20 protein-coding genes are annotated in these 18,121 nt (G+C 71.3%); 13 read left to right on the forward strand and 7 right to left on the reverse strand.

Translation table 11 applies throughout. From position 1 onward, the window contains the following. The 9 genes from ACYVKZ_RS20570 to ACYVKZ_RS20610 all read left to right on the forward strand — a co-directional run. The coding region (locus ACYVKZ_RS20570) for a sigma-70 family RNA polymerase sigma factor (RefSeq protein ID WP_460990958.1) at positions 1–153 on the forward strand (153 nt) is incomplete at its 5' end. A 118-nt stretch (positions 154–271) separates the two neighbouring features. Then, entirely contained in the window at positions 272–2,425 is a 2,154-nt protein-coding gene (locus ACYVKZ_RS20575; RefSeq protein ID WP_460994325.1) for a transglycosylase domain-containing protein, read from the forward strand. Positions 2,426–2,518: 93 nt separating this feature from the next. Continuing rightward, complete coding sequence (locus tag ACYVKZ_RS20580) at positions 2,519–2,824, forward strand: metal-sensitive transcriptional regulator (protein WP_460994327.1); 306 nt, start codon at positions 2,519–2,521, stop codon at positions 2,822–2,824. A 55-nt stretch (positions 2,825–2,879) separates the two neighbouring features. Beyond that, the gene (locus ACYVKZ_RS20585; protein ID WP_460994329.1) at positions 2,880–3,242 is read left to right on the forward strand and encodes a DsrE family protein; all 363 of its coding nucleotides are present in this window, start codon (positions 2,880–2,882) and stop codon (positions 3,240–3,242) included. 98 nt (positions 3,243–3,340) lie between these two features. After that, positions 3,341–4,693 carry an MBL fold metallo-hydrolase gene (locus tag ACYVKZ_RS20590; RefSeq protein WP_460994331.1) on the forward strand — a complete coding sequence of 451 codons (1,353 nt, stop codon included), beginning with the start codon at positions 3,341–3,343 and terminating at the stop codon, positions 4,691–4,693. Between the two features lie 39 nt (positions 4,694–4,732). Next, positions 4,733–5,788: a HoxN/HupN/NixA family nickel/cobalt transporter gene (locus ACYVKZ_RS20595; protein ID WP_460994333.1), complete on the forward strand. Its 1,056-nt coding sequence runs from the start codon at positions 4,733–4,735 to the stop codon at positions 5,786–5,788. 32 nt (positions 5,789–5,820) lie between these two features. After that, positions 5,821–6,117, forward strand: a complete 297-nt coding sequence (locus ACYVKZ_RS20600) for a rhodanese-like domain-containing protein (RefSeq protein ID WP_460994335.1) — start codon at positions 5,821–5,823, stop codon at positions 6,115–6,117. A gap of 58 nt (positions 6,118–6,175) precedes the next feature. Continuing rightward, positions 6,176–6,769: a rhodanese-like domain-containing protein gene (locus ACYVKZ_RS20605; RefSeq protein ID WP_307004376.1), complete on the forward strand. Its 594-nt coding sequence runs from the start codon at positions 6,176–6,178 to the stop codon at positions 6,767–6,769. Continuing rightward, on the forward strand, positions 6,766–7,530 hold the full coding sequence (locus ACYVKZ_RS20610; RefSeq protein WP_460994338.1) for a sulfite exporter TauE/SafE family protein: 765 nt from the start codon (positions 6,766–6,768) through the stop codon (positions 7,528–7,530). Before ACYVKZ_RS20605 ends, ACYVKZ_RS20610 begins: the two co-directional genes overlap by 4 nt. 50 nt (positions 7,531–7,580) lie before the next feature. On the opposite strand, the gene ACYVKZ_RS20615 is transcribed toward ACYVKZ_RS20610, so the two are convergent. Further along, positions 7,581–7,727, reverse strand: a complete 147-nt coding sequence (locus ACYVKZ_RS20615; protein ID WP_307004735.1) for a hypothetical protein — start codon at positions 7,725–7,727, stop codon at positions 7,581–7,583. A gap of 96 nt (positions 7,728–7,823) precedes the next feature. Further along, positions 7,824–8,267 (reverse strand): universal stress protein, encoded by a 444-nt coding sequence (locus ACYVKZ_RS20620; protein WP_460994340.1) that lies wholly within the window; start codon positions 8,265–8,267, stop codon positions 7,824–7,826. 271 nt (positions 8,268–8,538) lie between these two features. Between ACYVKZ_RS20620 and ACYVKZ_RS20625 the strand changes: the two genes are divergently transcribed. The 3 genes from ACYVKZ_RS20625 (at position 8,539) to ACYVKZ_RS20635 (ending at position 10,317) form a co-directional block, all read left to right on the forward strand. Continuing rightward, a complete protein-coding gene (locus ACYVKZ_RS20625; RefSeq protein ID WP_460994342.1) occupies positions 8,539–9,087 on the forward strand; it encodes a DUF421 domain-containing protein in 549 nt (182 codons plus the stop codon). A 118-nt stretch (positions 9,088–9,205) separates the two neighbouring features. Then, on the forward strand, positions 9,206–9,403 hold the full coding sequence (locus ACYVKZ_RS20630; protein WP_307004373.1) for a hypothetical protein: 198 nt from the start codon (positions 9,206–9,208) through the stop codon (positions 9,401–9,403). A gap of 230 nt (positions 9,404–9,633) precedes the next feature. Continuing rightward, positions 9,634–10,317, forward strand: coding sequence for a response regulator (locus ACYVKZ_RS20635; RefSeq protein ID WP_460994345.1), 684 nt, complete (start codon positions 9,634–9,636; stop codon positions 10,315–10,317). On the opposite strand, the gene ACYVKZ_RS20640 is transcribed toward ACYVKZ_RS20635, so the two are convergent. Together ACYVKZ_RS20640 and ACYVKZ_RS20645 are read right to left on the reverse strand one after the other, a co-directional pair. Beyond that, positions 10,289–10,810, reverse strand: coding sequence for a hypothetical protein (locus ACYVKZ_RS20640; protein ID WP_460994347.1), 522 nt, complete (start codon positions 10,808–10,810; stop codon positions 10,289–10,291). The two genes, ACYVKZ_RS20635 and ACYVKZ_RS20640, sit on opposite strands and share 29 nt — an antisense overlap. Before the next feature lie 76 nt (positions 10,811–10,886). Continuing rightward, the gene (locus ACYVKZ_RS20645) at positions 10,887–11,111 is read right to left on the reverse strand and encodes a hypothetical protein (RefSeq protein WP_460994348.1); all 225 of its coding nucleotides are present in this window, start codon (positions 11,109–11,111) and stop codon (positions 10,887–10,889) included. A 266-nt stretch (positions 11,112–11,377) separates the two neighbouring features. Between ACYVKZ_RS20645 and ACYVKZ_RS20650 the strand changes: the two genes are divergently transcribed. After that, complete coding sequence (locus ACYVKZ_RS20650) at positions 11,378–11,779, forward strand: response regulator (RefSeq protein ID WP_460994349.1); 402 nt, start codon at positions 11,378–11,380, stop codon at positions 11,777–11,779. 19 nt (positions 11,780–11,798) lie between these two features. Here the strand turns inward: ACYVKZ_RS20650 and ACYVKZ_RS20655 are convergent, their stop codons facing one another. The 3 genes from ACYVKZ_RS20655 to ACYVKZ_RS20665 form a co-directional block, all read right to left on the reverse strand. Next, complete coding sequence (locus tag ACYVKZ_RS20655) at positions 11,799–15,305, reverse strand: choice-of-anchor D domain-containing protein (RefSeq protein WP_460994350.1); 3,507 nt, start codon at positions 15,303–15,305, stop codon at positions 11,799–11,801. A gap of 264 nt (positions 15,306–15,569) precedes the next feature. Next, positions 15,570–16,748 (reverse strand): FAD-dependent monooxygenase, encoded by a 1,179-nt coding sequence (locus ACYVKZ_RS20660; protein ID WP_460994351.1) that lies wholly within the window; start codon positions 16,746–16,748, stop codon positions 15,570–15,572. A 131-nt stretch (positions 16,749–16,879) separates the two neighbouring features. After that, positions 16,880–18,121, reverse strand: coding sequence for a metal-dependent hydrolase family protein (locus ACYVKZ_RS20665; RefSeq protein WP_460994352.1), 1,242 nt, complete (start codon positions 18,119–18,121; stop codon positions 16,880–16,882).

The raw sequence follows: 18,121 nt of genomic DNA on the forward strand, positions 1-18,121 counted from the left end.
GCGAGCGAGCAGGAGCGTCGGCTGGTGCGGCTGCGGTTCGTGGAGGAGATGAGCCAGTCGGAGATCGCTGCGGAGCTGGGGGTGTCGCAGATGCAGGTCTCGCGCCTGCTGCGCCGGCTCCTGGACCGCATGCGCCGCAAGATGGCCGCCTGAAACCCGGACAACCGCGCTGGACCCCACACAGCGGGGCAGCCCACCGGACCACAGCACCCCGGCGCAGCCGGGAGGACGCCCAGCTCTCCTCCCATGAGACGCGGCTAGCATGGCGCCCATGGCTTCTGGCAGGAAAGTGCTCCGCTCCACCTCGATCGGCGTGGGGAGGATCCTGTCCTTCCTGGCGGTAAGCCTCCTCTGCGGAGTCCTGACTGCCGGCCTGATGTCGCCCGCCGTGGCTCTCGCCGGCGGGGCGGCGGAGGGGTCGGTGCAGTTCTTCGACAGCCTCCCGAGCGAACTCGAGGTCACACCGCCGGCGCAGGTGACGAGGATCCTGGCCGCGGACGGCTCCCTGATCGGCAGCGTCTTCAGCGAGAACCGCACCAATGTGCCCCTCGACCAGGTCTCGCAGAGCATGCGCGACGCGATCGTCGCCATCGAGGACTACCGGTTCTACCAGCATGGCGGGATCGACCCGATGGGCATCCTGCGCGCGTTGGCGAGCGACGTCGGGGGAGCCCATCAGGGAGCGTCGACGCTCACACAGCAGTACGTCACGAACGTGCTCAACGAAGACCTCGTGGCGCAGGGCCAGGGTTCCGATGTAGTCCTGAACGGCCAGAAGGGCGTGGGCGACAAGCTGCGCGAGATGAAGCTCGCCATCTCGCTGGAGAAGAAGGAATCGAAGGACAAGATCCTCCAGGGCTACCTGAACATCGTCTCCTTCAGCAGCAACGCCTACGGCGTCCAGGCCGCCAGCCGGTACTTCTTCTCGGAGGACGCCAAGGACCTCACCCTGCCGCAGGCGGCCCTTCTCGCCGGGCTGGTGAACGGGCCGGGCTACTACGACCCGGTGGCCTACCCGGACCGGGCCGTGGGCCGACGGAACCTCGTCCTCGACGCGATGCTCCAGCACGGGTACATCACCAAGGCCCAGCACGACTCCGCGGTCAAGGCGCCCCTGAAGCTCAAGCTGAGCCCGCCGCAGCAGGGCTGTGCCTACGCGGCGCAGGCTCCCTACTTCTGCGACTACGTGCTCCACCAGGTCCTCAACGACCCCGCGTACGGTGCGACCGCGGAGGATCGCAGGCAGAAGGTCGAGCGCGGCGGCCTCACGATCCGGACCACCCTCGATCCCCGCCTGCAGGGGCCGGCGCAGGCCCAGGCTGACGCGACGGCGGGGGCGAACCCGGACAAGTGGGGGGCCTCCCTCGTCACCGTGCAGCCGGGGACCGGCAAGGTCCTGGCCATGGCGCAGAACTCCCGGGTGCTTGCGGGCCAGGGCACCGGATTCGTCACGGCCTACAACTTCAACGTGGACCGCACGGACCCGGCCGGCAACCCGCTCGGGGGAGTGGGCGGGATGCAGCCGGGTTCGACCATGAAGCCGGCCACGCTCGCGGCGTGGCTGGACGAGGGCAAGCCCACGGACCAGATCGTCAACGCAGCCCAGCGGCGGTACCCGCCCGGGTACCCGTGGAAGACCACCTGCGGGCACGTGAGCGGATCCTTCGATTCCGCGGTGCCCGGGTCGGTCGACCTCCAGAACGACGAGCCCGGCTGGTACCGCCCCATGACGGTCCGCGAGGGCATCTACCAGTCGATCAACACCGCCACCTTCGCCTCCGCCGCGGCGCTGGACGACTTCTGCGACATCCAGCGTGCCGCGGACGCCATGGGCCTCCACGACGGTGCGGGCGGCGGGAAGAAGCTGGACCTGTCCGTGCTCGGCAACATCCTGGGGGCCTCCAACGTCGCGCCCCTGACGATGGCGGACGCGTTCGCGACCTTCGCTGCGGACGGCACCTACTGCGCGCCGCTGTCCGTCACCGAGGTCGACGACGCCAAGGGCAACAGGATCGGCGGCCGGGACCCGTCCTGCCAGGCCGGCGCGCTGAAGCCCGACGCCGCGAAGGCGGCCACCAACGTGCTCCAGGACGTCATCAAGAAGGGCTCGGGGCTACTGATCCCCCAGAAGCTCGGCGTCCCGGACGCGGCGAAGACCGGCACCAACCAGTACAACAACCAGACCTGGGTGGTCGGCTACACCAAGGGCCTCGCGACGGCGTCGTTCTTCGGCGACCCCTTCAACGGGAGCGCCGCCCGCCTCGGGCGGAACGTGACGGTCAACGGCAAGTACTACCCCGTCGTCGACGGGGCGTACATCGCTGGCCCCCAGTGGGCGGTCTACATGAAGAAGGTCCTCGGGTTCTACGACCACGGCGACTTCGATGCTCCACCGCAGAGCCTGATCAAGCCGGGCTCGCACTGACCGCTGCCCGAGAGGTTGGTCAGGATACCCTACCGGGTATTATCCTGTGAAAGGCGCCGGGCTGTCCGGCGCCACACGGGAAGGGGAACCACCATGAAGGGCGTCTCGGTCGACGGGCCTGCTGCGCAGGACCTGCCCCAGTCCGTCGAGCTGCATCGGCTCGCGAACCGGCTCAAGCGTGCCCATGGGCAGCTCCGGGCCGTCATCGACGCGGTCGAGTCGGGGGCGAACTGCCGGGCTGTCGTCACGCAGCTCGCCGCGGTCCGCGGCGCCCTGGACAATGCCGGCTTCGAGCTGATCTCCGGAGCGATGCGAGAGTGCGCGAGCACCCCGGGTAACCCTGACGGCACCGGCCTGACGATGGAGGAGCTGCGCCGGCTGTTCCTCACCCTTGCCTGAGCTGCACCAGTCATCGACGCCCGGCCGCACGCTGGGCGGGAAGAGGGGTATCCCCATGCATGAATCCGCTGCGCCCCGTCCCGGGCTCGTCGTCCATGGCACCGGCCCCGCGCCCGAGGCGTGGCTCCCGGCCGCGATGCGCACGGCGCTGAATGCGGCGGCCGATCTCGGCGACGGTGCCCGGGTGGAGCTCGTGGTCCAGAGACCGGCCGTGGTGCTGCTGAAGGAGGCGGCCGGGCCGGCCGGCCAGCTGGGCGACCTCACGGCGGCGGGCGTCGGCGTCCTCGCCTGCGGCAACAGCCTGCGCTCCGCCGGCGTCGCCGAGGGCGAACTCGCCCCCGGCGTCGGCACCGTGCCCGCAGCTGTCGGACACCTCGCCCGGCGCCAGTGGGACGGGTGGGCCTACGTGCGCATCTGAACGCTCCGCCCGCAGTGCCGTTTGACTTCGAAATACCCCCCTAGGTATTTTGGATCTAGGCCGGAAACGGCCCCACGGACTTCAGGGAGGAACGAACCATGGACGTCATCGTCATCGACACCCCGCAGCTCGGCGACCGCAGCTACCTCGTGCACGACGGCAGGAGCGCCCTCGTGATCGACGCCCAGCGTGACATCGACCGCGTCGAGGCCGCCGCCGCCGAGGCCGGCGTCGAGGTCACGCACGTTGCCGAGACCCACATGCACAACGACTACCTCACGGGCGGACTGGTCTACGCGCGCAAGCACGGAGTCGCCTACCTGGTGAACGCCGCCGACGAGGTCTCCTTCGAGCGCACCCCCATCGCGGACGGCGAGACCGTCGCGGTCGGCGAGCTGACGGTCAAGGCCGTGGCGACCCCCGGCCACACCCACAACCACCTCTCCTTCGTCGTCTCGCACGGCGACCAGCAGGCCGTCTTCTCGGGCGGCAGCGTCCTCTACGGCTCGGTGGGCCGGACGGACCTGCTGGGCCGCGAGCACATGGTGGGCCTCACGCACGACCAGTACGCCTCCGCCCGGCGCCTGGCCGACGAGGCGGATGCCAAGGCGGAGCTGTACCCGACGCACGGCTTCGGCTCGTTCTGCTCCTCCGGTCCCGCCACCGGGGCCGGCGGCTCGACCCTCGGCGAGCAGTTCCAGACCAACCACGTCTACACGGACGCCGACGAGGAGCACTTCGTCAGCGACCTCATTGCCAATCTGACCGCCTACCCCAGCTACTACGTGCACATGGGCCCGGGCAACTCCGCCGGGCCGGGCGAGCCGGACCTGAGCGTGCCCGAGTCCCTCGACCCCGAGGAGCTGCGCGCGCGGCTCGTGGCCGGCGAGTGGGTGGTCGACCTGCGCAACCGGGTCGCCTATGCCTCCGAGCACCTCAAGGGCACCATCAGCTTCGAGTACGGCACGGGCGGCAGCTTCAGCACCTACCTCGGCTGGCTCTTCCCGTACGACAGGAAGCTCACCCTCGTGGGCTCCCGCGAGGACGTGGAGAACGCCATCCGCGACCTGTCCCGGATCGGCATCGACTCCCCGGATGCGGCCCTCGGCGAGGACCCGCGCGCCCTCGCGCCGGATGCCGCGGTGTCCTCCTACCCCCGCGTGGACTGGGAGGGCATGCTGGCCCAGCGCCAGCCGGGCGAGGTGATCCTCGACGTGCGCCGCGCGGACGAGTACCAGGCGTCGCGCATCGACGGCGCCGTCAACATTCCGCTGCACGAGCTCCTCAACCGCCTCGACGAGGTCCCGGCCGGGCGCCTCTGGGTCCACTGCGGCTCGGGCTACCGCTCCGGCGTGGCGGCCAGCCTGCTCGAGCGCGCCGGCCATGACGTCGTCCAGATCGACGACGCCTTCGACCGCGCCGCAGCCGCCGGGCTCCCCGTCGCGGCCTAGCACCCCCTGACCGCGAGGACGAGAACCGAGAGGAAGACCATGCCGACTCCTGCACAGCGCACGAGCGGGCACCGGGCGCCCCTGGCCCGGATGGGCCTGGCGGTCCTCGCCCTGCACGTGGCCGGGTGGGGGCTCCTGGCCGCGATCGCGCTGCCCGCCCTCCGCGCCGGGGGCGGCAGCGCGGCCCTCGTGGCCGGGCTCGGGGCGGGCGCCTACGCGCTCGGGATCCGGCACGCGTTCGACGCCGACCACATCGCCGCGATCGACAACGCCACCCGGCGTCTGGTCGCCTCGGGACGGGCACCCGTCTCGGCCGGCTTCTGGTTCGCGCTGGGCCATTCGACGGTCGTCGTCGGCGCCGTGGCGCTCGTCCTGGCCGGTGTCGGAGCCTTCTCCGACGGGCTTTCCGACGAGGGATCCCCCCTGCGGCAGGGAGCCTCCCTGTGGGGCGCGGCCGTCTCCGGGGGATTCCTGCTCCTGGCAGGCGCGCTCAACATCCCCGCCCTGCGGGGTCTGGGTGAACTCCTGCGCAGGGCGCGCAGCGGAGCGGTCGACCCCGCAGAGCTGGAGCGCCAGCTCGACTCCCGCGGCGTGGTCTTCCGCGTCCTGGGCCCGCTGGCCCGCCTCGTGGACGCCCCGTGGAAGATGTACCCGACCGGGCTGCTGTTCGGCCTCGGGCTGGACACCGCAGCCTCGGTGGGGCTGCTCGCGGCGGGCTCCCTCGGCCCCGGCGTGCCGCCCGCTGCGGCCCTGGCCCTGCCCCTGCTCTTCACCGCCGGCATGACGCTCTTCGACAGCGCGGACGGCATCGCCATGAGCCGGATCTACCGCTGGGCCGCGGGGGACGCGGTCCGCAAGGCCGCGTACAACCTGACCGTGACGGCAGTCTCCGTCGCCGTCGCCTTCGTGGTCGGTGCCGCCGGCATCGCCTCGGTGGCCGCGCAGCTGCTCGAGGTCCACAGCGGGCCCCTGGCGGTGCTGGCCGGCCTCGACACCGGGCTCGTCGGAGTGGGGCTGGTCGCCGTCTTCGCGGCCTTCGGCCTCTACGCACTGACCCTCCGCGCCCCGCGCGCGACCTCCCAACCCTGCCGCTGACACCCACCCTTCCCCTTCGAGAGGACAGACCCATGGAGATCACCCCCCAGCAGACCGCCGAGAAGCTCGACGGCGATACCCAGATCGTCGACGTGCGCGAGGCAGCAGAGCTTGCCGACGGCATGATCCCGGGCGCCCGGCACATCCCGCTCGGCGACCTGGGCGCGCGCCTGGACGAGCTCGACCGCTCCCGCCCAGTGATCGCCGTCTGCCGCAGCGGCCGGCGCAGCGCCGCCGCGGCCGACCAGCTCACCGCAGCCGGCTACTCCGCGCAGACGATGGTCGGCGGCATGCTCGCCTGGGAGTCCGCCGGCCTGCCGACCACCTGATCCGCCCCCGCACACCGCCTCGGACCGAGGCGACCAGCACACCAGAACGAAAGTAGACATGACCGACAGCACCACCGCCATGCCCGCCACCGTCGCACCCGCCACCCTGAAGGAGTGGGCCGCCCGCCACGACGACCTCATGGTCGTGGACGTCCGCAGCGGCGCCGAGTTCGATTCGCTCCACATCCGGGGCTCCTACCACGTGCCGCTGCCCCTCCTGAGCGAGCACACCGAGGAGTTCGCCAGCCGGATGGGCACGCGCGTCGTCCTGGTCTGCCAGTCCGGAGCACGCGCCGAGCAGGCCCGCAAGCGGCTCGCCGCCGTCGGCCTCTCGGGCGCCAGCGTGCTCGAGGGCGGCGTCCCGGCCTTCGCCGCAGCCGGAGGCGACGTCGTCCGCGGAACCCAGACGTGGGCGCTCGAGCGGCAGGTCCGGATGACCGCCGGCTCACTCGTGCTGGCCAGCATCCTCGGCGGCCGGTTCGTCTCGCCCAAGCTCCGGCTTGTGGCCGGCGGCATCGGCGCCGGCCTCACCTTCTCCGCGGCGACCAACAGCTGCGCGATGGGCGCGATGCTCTCGAAGATGCCGTGGAACCGCTCCGCGAGCGAGCCCACGGCACACCAGGCGCTCCAGCGGCTCGGAGACAGCCGGTGATCCTGACCGCGCTCGCGTTCGGCGCCGTCGTCGGCGGGCTCCTCGGGCTCGTCGGCGGCGGCGGGTCGATCCTCGCCGTGCCCGCCCTCGTGTACGGGGTGGGCGTGCCGCTCGCGGCCGCGATCCCCGGCTCCCTCGTGGTGGTCGGCGCGTCCTCCGCCGTCGCCGTCCTGCCGAGGGTCCGCCGCGGCGTCAACTGGCGGCTGGCCCTGATCATCGGGGCCGCCGGCACCGCCACCGCCTACCTCGGCGCGGCCGTGAACCGGATCATGGACCAGAAGGTCCTCCTGCTCGCGTTCTCCGCGATCATGATCGTGGCGGGCCTGAGGATGCTCCGGAAGACCGAGGCCGTGGGCGGATCCTGCGCGCTTCCGACGGGCGGGGTGAACTGGCGGTCCTGCCTGCCCAAGGCGATCGCGACCGGCGCCGTGGTGGGGTTCCTCACGGGACTCCTCGGGGTCGGCGGCGGCTTCCTCATCGTCCCCGCCCTGGCGCTCGTGCTCGGGCTCCCCATGGCGATGACCGTGGGCACCTCGCTCGTCATCATCGTCATCAACTCGCTCGCGGGCCTCGCCGCCCACGTCGGCGAGATGCACTTCGACTGGGCAGTGATCGGCGCCTTCGCCGTCGCCGCCATGGCCGCCTCGCTCGTGGCCGGCCGCTTCGGGCGCAGGCTGCCCGAGCACGTCCTCAAGCGCGGCTTCGCGGGCCTGGTCCTGCTCGTGGCCGTCTATGTCGCCATCCAGGCCATCACCAAGTAGTCCCCCTGCCACGGCAGGAACCCTAGAGAAGGAGAACACCCCATGTGCCGTCAGGTCACCTGCAGGAAATGCGGAAAAGTCACCTGGGCCGGCTGCGGCCAGCACGTCCAGCAGGTGATGCGCGGAGTCCCGAACTCCCAGCGCTGCCAGGGCCACGAGAACGAGCCCAGCGCCGTCTCGGCGTTCTTCTCCCGCATCTTCGGACGCTGAGCCCCGAAGCACCCTGACACGGCCGCGGGCCGACGGCGCCACCCGCTGTCGGCCCGCGGCCGTACTGTCTGCGCGGCGCCCGCCTAGGGCTGGGCCCCGCGCCCGCCTTCCTTCTCCCGCACCACAAGGACCGGACACGGGGCGTGGTGGACGAGCTGCGCCGACACTGAGCCCAGCAGCAGCCCGGCGAAGCCGCCGTGGCCGCGTGAGCCGACGACCAGCAGGTCCGCCTCCCGCGCCGCATCGAGGAGGACCGTGACCGCGCTGCCCTCGATCACCTCCGCGCTGAGCGCGCTGCGGTCGCCGCCTGCCACGGAGAGCAGCGCCGCCTGGTCATCCGCCGCGCTCTGCCGGAACACCTCCACGTCAGGGCCGGCGCCGGCGGCGTCGCCGAGGACCGGGTAGTGCCACGCCGTGATGACGCGAAGGGTTCCCCCGCGGAGCCGGGCCTCCTCGATCGCCCACTCGAGTGCCTTCCCTGAGGCGGGGGATCCGTCCACCCCGACCACGATCCTGTACTCGCCCATGGAACTGTTCCTTCCGCCGGGATCCTTGACGTGCCGCGCTGCGTCCTCGCGGCCCTGCCTGGGGTGCAGCGAGTCCGCTCGCTGCCGCGAGCACGAGGACGATGCCGCCGAGGCTAGGCCGGTCCAAGGCCCTCCGCTAGGGGCTTACGGCATCGGGCGCCGCGAGGTCTCCCGCGGGCTCAAGCTGATGCGTGTCCGCTGCTCGGATGCGGGTAGCTACTGCGAGGGGCGGCCCGCCATGGGACTGCCCGCCGCCAGAAGGAGGACGACGATGTGGAGCCAGCTGTCGCTCACGCCGACCCAGGCCGTCGAGGTGGTGGTCTCTACGACCCTCATCTACTGGACCTTCATCATCCTCGTCAGGATTCTGGGACAGGGCCCCCTGGCCAGGGTCTCGAGCTACGGTCTGGCCAGTGCGGTCGCCGCCGGGTCCGTGGTGGGGCGTGCCGCCCTCGGCTACACGCCCGACCTGGCCGGAGGCGCCCTGGCCCTCGTGACGCTGTTCCTGATGCACGCCCTCGCCGGGCAGGTCCAGCGCCGCACCCGTCCACGGCGGGTGCTGGACAGCCCCCCGCTGCTCCTCATGGCCGGCCCCGAGGTCCTGCACGGCAACCTGAGGCGCAGCCATCTCGTGGAGGGGGACCTCTGGCCGAGGCTGCGGCTGGCCGGCATAGCGGACCCGGCCGACGTCGCCTGCGTGGTCCTGGAGCCCACCGGGGAGATCAGCGTCCTGAAGAAGGGGGCCAAGCTCGACCGCAGGGCCTTCGAGGACGTGCGGGGAGCGGAGCACCTCGATTCGCTCTTCGGTGCGGCCGGGTAGTGCGGAGCGGCCCGCTCTCCGGCCGGCCCCGGCGTTTCTGTTCGGCGGGGCCGTGGATGGGTAGGTAATCCGGCAAGGGACGTGGTCCATATCAACTGGCTGATACGAGGGGGACACCATGGCCGATCTGCCGAGGAGGTACGCGCGGTACCTGGACGGGAAGGATCCTGCGGTCGTCGAGGCCGTTCGGCCGGTGATGGAGCAGTCCGCGGCGGAAGGGCGCCACGGGGTGCGCATCCGGTCCATCCCGGACGGGGTCCAGGCCGTCATCGACGAGGCGACGGCCTACGGGAGGATCAGCGAAGGCTCCGACTGACTCACAGGAGACACTCGGCACGCGATGGGCAGATAAGCATCATCCTGAGGGACCAGCGAGCACGCCGTCAGGGCAAGGACCTGGCCTGAGCAGACGAGACGCCCCTGCTGGTTAGGGCCGCTCGGCTCTGGCGCCGGAGGGGCCGCATCACGGACTCTGGTGCTCCAAGGCCGCCGTTGAGCCAACAGCGCGGCGGTGAGGCAGCGGACTGTTCGGGCAGGAGGCGTCGAATGAACCCTCCGGTGACGAGGACAGAAGCCGGGCGCGACGCCGTCCGGGTGTTCCTCCTCAGCGGCCACGCGCTCCTCAGGCAGGCGCTGTCGGAGCTGCTGGGCGACGAGGGCTTCGACGTGGTGGGGGAGGCCGGCAGGATCTCGTCCGCGCTCCAGGCCGTGTCTGACCTCGCCCCGGACATTGCGCTCCTGGAGAACCGCCTGCCCGACGGGACGGCCATCGAGGCCTGCCGTGCTCTGCACGTGGCGGCCCCGCGGACCCGGTGCGTCATCCTGACGACGTACGAGGAGGAGAAGGCCCTGCGCAGCCTGGTCCTGTCCGGCGCCGCGGGATTCGTCCCGCACAGCGCCCGCGCCGCCGGGCTGCCGGAAGCCATCAGGCGAGCGGCCACAGGAGGCGGACTGCACTCACCGGATGCGGCACGGGCAGCCCGGGCCGCCCTGGCCGCGGAGGCTGTGCTGGGCGCCACCGCCCTGGAGAATGCGATCCTGGCCCTCATCCTGCACGGCAGGACCAACGCGCAGATCTGCGAGGAGCTGGGCCTGCAGCAGGGCGCGCTCGCGGGTCACCTCTCCTCCCTGCTGGCCAAGCTCGGATTCCGGCCCACGCCCGCCGGCACCGGTGCTGCTGCGGCGGCCCGTGCCTCGGCGCTCAGTCCGCCGCTGCAGCGCGGAAATTAGACGCCGTGGTAGACCGCAGGACCTCGGAGAGGGTGCTGAGCTGGTGCAGTGCGCGCTCGTGCAGCTGCTCCAGGCGTGCCGCGTCGACGCCCAGCCCCTGGTCGGCGAGGAGGAGCAGGGCCTTCCACAGGAGGGACTTCTCGGCTACGGCGGTGAGGAGTGACTCGAGTTCGAGCTGGCGCGCCCATCCAGAGGCAGCGTGCGTCGGATTGAGGGGGTCGAGCTTCGCGGTCTGCTCCGCGGCCCACGCCATGGCCTTCCGGTGGGCGCGGGGCTCCAGCCCGAGGGACTGGAGGATTCGCTCGAGCTCGTCGGCGTCCTCGCTGACTTCTCGGGCGAGCCTGCTCAGGGCAGAGGAGTAGAAGGTTCCCTCCCACGCCTTCGCAGCCTCCTCGAAGAGTCTCCTGCCCGAGTTCCCGGCGATCAGGTGACTGTGCAGGTACTTGGTGAGTGCGTCGTCGTCGAGCTGCGGCGTCCGGGGGGTGTCGGTCATGGGTCCTCCTGACGGGGATGGGATGGCGACCCACCCTTACCCGCGCTGGCAGGGCCCAAGCAGGGGCGGCCTGTGTTCAGCCGCTCCAGATGTCTCCTGCCAGGAGCCGGTCCGCCTCAGCCTGGGCCTCGGCGTCCCCGAGGCCGACCTGCCTCAGTTCCCGCAGCAGGCGCGGGCGCTGGTCGTGCGGGGCCGGAGCAAAGCGCGCCGGGGATGCTGGGAGGTCGTGCTCGTGCTCGGGCCACGCCGTGGCGTTGCTGATGTGGAGGGCGGTGCGGGACTGTCTGCTTCGGGGAAGCATGGTCGTCTTCCTTGGTCCGCGGGCGTTGGCCACGGGTGTCTGCTCACTGCGCGGGGGAGGTCCCGGATGCTTGAGGCCATTGCGCTCATCCCATTCTCCCTCCGATCGCCGCCTTTGGCATAGGAGTTTTCGGGCAGCGCCGGAGGGGACGTTTGGCTCTGACTGGCGCCCGACGACGGGAGCAGGCTGTGTGGTGTGGGGGGCCGGGGCACGTGCTTCTGCAGAGTGAGACGGAGAGCCGTATGGGCCCGCAATATGATCGGCCGGTGGGGGCCCGGCTGAAGGTTTTCATCGTCGAGGACCACGCCCTGACACGGGACACACTCAGTGACGTGCTCGAAGACGCCGGCTTCGAGGTCGTCGGCCGGTGCCGCGCTGCGGCGGCGACGGTGCGGACCGTCGCCGCCGCGGCCCCGGATGTGTGCCTGATCTCCTTGGGCCTCGCGGGGGAGAGCATGATCGACATCTGCAGGGCGGTCACCGAGGCCGCGCCCATGATTGCCTGCGTCATGCTCTCGCTCCGCGACCGCCCTGGCGAGATCACTGCCTCCTTCCGGGCCGGAGCGTCCGGCTACGTCCTGGCCAGCATCACCGGCGACCGCCTCGCGAGGGCGCTGAGGGACGCCGTCCGGTGGCGGCGCAGCTCGAGGATGTCGGAGCTCTCCTGAGCCGCGCCGCCCCGAGGGCTCAGCCGCCGGCGTTCACCCTTCCGGTGGAGGCGCTCCACGTCAGGCTGCCGCTCTCGAAGTCCTCGGCGCGGCCTACCGGGACGGAGTACTCGTCCGAGGTCGGGTAGCCGAGCCAGCTGCGCTCCCAGCCCATCGAGGCCCACGTGGCCCGGATCGCGCCGAGCACCGAGTGCGCGCCCGTCCATGGCGTCCAGTAGATCGAGGCCGCCTTGGAGAAGTGGTTGTACCGGCCGGAGCCGTCCGGGGTGCCCATCTCGTCCGTGGTGGGGTAGCCCAGGGGCCCCTTCTCCCAGCCGGAGGCGGCCCACTTGGCACGGATCGCGCCGCGGATCGAGTGCGCGCCGGTGGTCGGGGACCAGTAGATCGAGGCGACGCTGGAGCCGTTGAAGTGGTTGTAGCGGCCGACACCGTCGGGCGTCTTGCTCTCGTCCGTGGTCGGGTAGCCCAGCGGGCCCCGCTCCCAGCCCTTCTGGGCCCACTTGGCCCGGATTGCACCTTGGATCGAGTGGGCGCCGGTCTTCGGCGACCAGTAGATCGAGGCGCCCCCGGAGCCGTTGAAGTGGTTGTAGCGGCCGATGCCGTCCGGGGTGCCCATCTCGTCCGTGGTCGGGTAGCCCAGCGGGCCCTTCTCCCAGCCCGATGCGGCCCACCGGGCGCGGATCGAGCCGTGCACCTCGTGCGCGCCGAGCGTCGGGGTCCAGTAGATCGAACCCCCGCCGGAGCCGGAGAAGTGGTTGTACCGCCCGATGCCGTCCGGGGTCTTGGACTCGTCGGTGGTCGGGAACCCGAGGAAGCCCCTGGGGCCGCCGGCCGCGGCGTAGCGCGCATAGATGGACCCATGGACCTCGTGCACCCCGGTGGTCGGGGACCAGCAGATGATGCCCGAGGTGTAGTCCTGGCACTTGCCGGTGCCCACCGTGTACTGGGTCGACAGGGACTGGCCGAGCGGGGAGGCCCACCGGCCTGCGCCGATCTTCGCCGCATACGCCGCGATGGGATCGTCGATGCCGTTGCCGGTGAGCATGACCTGCTGAGCGCCGGAGCCGTCGTCGGCCGTGATCAGGTAGTACGTGTCCGCGGTGCCGGCCTGCCCGAATGCCGTGGGCGTGAACGTCACGCTCTGGAACACCGAGTCGCCCGGCGGGACGGTCAGCCCCTCGGAGACCGGCGTCGTGGTGGTGAACACGCCCTGGGGGGCCTTCGCCTTGGTGATCGTCATCGGGATGTTGCCGGTGTTCTGGATCTGGAACGAGCGCGTTGAGGAGGTCCCGACCGCCACGTCGCCGAAGTCCAGCGTCTTCGGCATCTGCAGGTGGGAGGCGCCCGAGATGGCCGTCGCGGTCACCGGGACGGTCACGCCGCCGAGGTTGCTCGTCACCGTGATCGAGTCCGTGATCGAGGAGGCCGCGGTCGGCTTGAAGGCGATCGAGACCGGGACCGAGGCCAGCGGCTGGATGGTGGTTCCCACCGCCGGCACGGTGGTCGGATCCGTGACGAGGCTCGGGTCGGCGGGCAGCGTCACCGCGGTGACCGTGACCGCCGTCGTGCCCGTGTTGACGATGTTCACCGTCTGCTGGCTGACCGTGCCGGTCGGGACGTTGGCGAAGGCGAGCGTGGTCGGGGTGGCGCCGAGGCCGTCCTTGGTGCCGACGCCGTGGACGCCCAGCAGCACGGTCTCGCCGTCGGACGTCTTCACGGTCAGCGTGCCGTCGGACTCGCCGGCCTCCGTGGGGGCGAACGTGACGGGGAGGGAGAGGCTAGCACCGGAGGCCAGGGCCTTCGGGAGGGCCACCGGGCCGATCCCGAAGGGGGCGGCCGTGGTGATCGAGCTGATCGTCACCGCGCGGGTGGCCTTGATGGTCACGTTCGTGGTGGAACTCGTGCCGACTGCGGCCTGGCCGAGGTCGCCACTGGTCGAGCCCACCGCGGCCGTCGTCGGGATGCCGAAGCCGAGGATGTGTCCGTCGCGGGTGCCCACGAAGACCTTGCCGCCGTTGGTGGCTGGCGAGGTGAACTTCGCGGCGGTGCCGATCGGGGCGCTGAAGACCTGGGCGAGCTTGCCCGTGCTGTCCGGGATGGCCCGGTAGGCGCGCAGCTGCCCGTTGGCGCCGGTGTTGTTGTCGGTGTAGATGACCCAGACCAGGGCGGAGGAGCCGTCGGTCCCGGAGGACGTGACCACCGGGGACCCGGATGTGTAGCCGAAGGTGCCGGGGGAGGTGCCCACGGAGGCGAGCTTGACCCCGCCCGAGCTGTTGGGGACGAGCTTGGACGCCCTCAGATAGCCCTTGTTCTCAACCTGGTAGACGTAGCCGCCCTGGGTGGTGCCGAGGAACGCGGACCGCCCCCAGACCCCGTTGTAGGGCCCGGCAGTGTCGACCACGGCGTCGGTCCCGCCCGTACCCTGGGCCATGCCGCCCAGCTTGTCCCGGTCGAGCAGATAGATGTGGCCGTCCTTGCCGGTCTGCACCATCAGGTGCGGGTGCGCCGAGGTGCCGTAGCCGTCGGGGATGGCGATCGGTGCGCCGGAGCCGAGGTCGGCGTCGTCCTGGTTCATCTTGACGTTGGCGGCGGGGCTGAAGAAGTCCTTCGCCGTCAGGCTGCCGTCGGTGCCGACCTGCAGCCGGACCACGGACTCGGCCAGGGTCGTCGGCGGGGAGGTGCCGGGGGACTTCTGTGGGGCGATGCCGTTGCCCGTGGCGAAGAGGATGCGGCCGGGGCCGTCGGAGACGAGGCCGCCGCCGGACTGCCAGATGCCGCCCTCGGCGTTGCTGACCCCGGTCTCGGTGGCCCACATGGTGGTCTGCTTCCCGGCGGTCGAGACCCCGACGACGTACCCGACGAAGGGGCTGTGGTCGCAGTGGCTCGCGAAGCCGGCGTACACCACTCCGCCCATCAGCAGCAGTCCGGGCCGCTGCATGGCCGTGAAGGCGTTGAAGGGCCTCGTCGGGTCGTTGGTCGGGGCCCCGTCGATCAGCACCGGGAACCCGGCCCGCTCGGCGCCCGTCGCGACGTCGATCGAGTGCATGTACCAGTGCGGCACCTGCGTGTTCCCGCCGTCGTTCTTCTTCGCCGTGAGGAAGACGCTGTTCGTCGCCGCGTCGTAGACCGGGGTGGAGCTGATGCCGATGTTGGGGACGAGGTCCCCGCACCCGATGGCGGACGCCGGCCATGCCGGGCCCACGGAGCGGCTCCACTTCACCGCGCCGGTCGTGGCGTCCAGGCCGTAGACCGCGTTGTTCTCCGTCGCCGCGATGACGGTCTGGCCGACCACGAGGGGCTGTGCGTACACCTGCCCGTCGACCGCTGTGGAGAACAGCTTGCCGAAGTTCGGGGAGGCCACTCCGGCAGGGGAGAGGGCGCTCTCGTTGCTGTCCCACCCGGTCCGCAGCGTGTCGTGGGCAATGGTCCCGACGTCGGCCGTGGCGGTCGGTCCGGCAAGCAGTGCCGCGCCGGCGAGGGCTCCCGCCAGGAGCACGGTCAGCGCCCGGGGCGGCCTCCAGAGCACGTCACGCAGGGCGCCGCGTGCACGGCGAATACTGGATCTTCCACTGGGCTCCATGAGCAGGTTCCCCCCTACCCTCGCCGCCGCTGGCCGGGTGCCGGCAGCGTGGTAGTAGGAGCGTAAAAATTGGGGCCCCTGGGGCGCCCGAGTAATCCATACCCGTCTTTTCGGGACCCGTTCACACGCTGACACGGGGATTCCGACAGGGTGTACGCAGGATGTCATCGGCCCGACACTGGCGGTGTACGCAGGTGCGGGGCCGGTGGACTACGTGGCGATGGTGCGCAGGATCTGCCTCGCCACGAGCCGGTCGATGCCCGGCAGGCGGGTTGCGCGGATGATCAAACGCCGCACGAGCCGTTGGGCCCGGTTCGCGGGCAGGAAGGAGGAGGCGGTCCGCCTCCCGGATGCCTGGGCCATCTCGACCGTGGGGCGCCAGCGCCGCTCGAAGTCGGCGAGGGCGGGGCCGATGGCCGCCGTGGTGGAGACGGGGCCGACGATGTCTCCCAGGAGCGCCGCCCCGGCGATGGCGAGGGAGCCGCCCTGACCGGCGAGCAGGGACACGGCGCCGCAGGCATCGCCGAGGAGGACCGTCCGCTGCCGGTGCCAGACCGGCATGACGATCTGCGCCACCACATCGTCGTAGGGATGTTCGGGGCACAGTTCGAGCAGCCGTGCGACGGCGCCGCCGAGGCCGGCGAACTCGCGCCGCAGCCGTTCCCGGGGGCTCTCCGCCGGCCCCGGGCCGGCCGTGTCCCGGTACACCATGAACGCCGCGACCTCATCCGAACGGAGGCTGTACATGCCAGCCATCCGGTCAATGGTGTCGGTGAGGACGAAGCGATTCCGGAAGCGGGCGTTCAGGCTGGGCTCCGCCACGATGAAGGCCGCCGCGCGCATCCCGAGCGGGCGCAGGTATTGCGCCTCCGCACCGAAGACCTCGGCGCGGACCTGCGAGTGTATCCCGTCGGCGCCGACGAGGAGATCGGCCGTGAGCGATCGCTCTGGAGGATCGCCGAAGTCGACGCGCACCCCTTCGGGGCCGGTGTCCACCCGCTCGACCCGGGCTCCGTAGTGGACCGTGACCCGGCCGGCGGCGACGTCCGCCAGTCCCTGGAGGGCTGCCTGCTCCAGGTCGGGGCGGAGGAGGCTGAGCACCTTCCCGCCGGCAAGCCGGGCGAACTTGTCGTAGTCGAGGCTTGCCGTGGGACGTCCTTCGGCGTCGACGTACTCGGCTGCCTCCACCTTGTAGGCAACGGCCTTGAGTCTGGGGTAGAGCCCGATCCTCTCGGAGGCTTCGACACCGGGCCCGAAGAAGTCCATCATGTACCCGTCCGGGCGCGGGGCAGCGGACTTCTCGAGGACCTCGACCTGCCATCCGGCCAGACCGAGCTGCCGGGCCGCTACCAGGCCCGCGATGCCGGCACCGACCACCAGGGCCCTCACCCGGACCTCACCTCCCGCTGCGCTCGATGGCCTTGCCTTGGTCTACGCCGTCGACGCGAAGTGAGACTGCCTCCGTCTCCTTCTCACCCATAGGGGCAAGGCTAGGATCAGCGCCGCAGACGCGGTAGGCCTCAAGCAGTGGGCAGCGCGAGGGCCTCATCCGGACGCCTGTGGATGGTGCCCCCCTTCATCACGAAGTCCACCGATTCCGTGGCGGCGATGTCAGCCAGGGGGTCCCCGGGCATGGCGACGATGTCCGCGGCCCTGCCTGGTCCGAGGACGCCGAGGTCGTTTCGCCCCAGGAGTTCGGCCGCCACTGACGTGGCCGCCCGCAGCGCGCGGGCGGGGGCCAGCCCGGCGGCGACGAGGGCCTGGAACTCCAGGACTCCGTGCTCGAACGGGAACATCCCGCAGTCCGTGCCGAACGCGACCTTTGCCTCGCTCTCGGCGATGAGCCGCTGGGAGGACAGGATCCGCCCGCTGTCGCGGCGGAACTTCCAGACCGCCTGGTCGGGCAGGGTCCCGGCCTCGAGCGCGGCGAGGTCCTCCTGGGTCATCTGCATGGTCGGGACGATGAAGGCGCCCCTCGCCACCGCCATCTCGATGCCTTCCTCGTCGATCAGGTAGGCGTGCTCGAGGCTGCGTGCGCCCGCCTTCAGGGCCTGTCGGCAGGCGTCGGCGGCACCCGTGTGCACGGCGACGGGCATTCCCAGCAGCGCTGCGGCGGAGGTGAGGGCTTCGAACTCTTCGTCGAACCACGTGCACCGGGCCGGATCGTCCCCGGGGCTGAAGTAGCCGCCCGCGTTCGTTGCCTTGATCCAGTCCGACCCGAACGCGTGCTCCCGGCGCACGAGCCGCCGGATCTCTCCCACGCTGTCCGCCGCCGCGGCCAGCGGCAGGTTCCAGCGCGGGGCGTAGAAGGGCCGGATGTCGGCATGGCCTCCGGTGGAGCTGATCAGGTGCGCGGCGACCACGAGACGCGGGCCCTCGACCAGGCCCGCGTCGATCGCGTTGCGCAGGTCCACCGTGGGGAAGTCGGGGTCCATCGTCCCCAGGTCACGCAGCGTCGTGAAGCCGCGGAGCAGGTACTGCCGCGCCGTGCTCAGGGCTGCGAGTGCCTTGGCGGCGGAGGACGTCAGGGTCTGGGTCGGAAGCGCCGAGGCATCCATGGTCAGGTGTACGTGGCAGTCGATGAAGCCGGGGGAGACGGTCCGATCGGACAGGTCGACGACCTCTGCACCGTCTGGCCTCTGGACTCTCCGGGCCATGTCGGTGATCTTCCCGCCCTCGACCAGGATCTCGCAGGGGCCGCCCAGATCTTCCCCCACGCCGTCGAACACGGACCCGCAGACCAGCACCGTTGCGCTCACCAC

This window comes from Sinomonas soli (genome assembly GCF_054782415.1).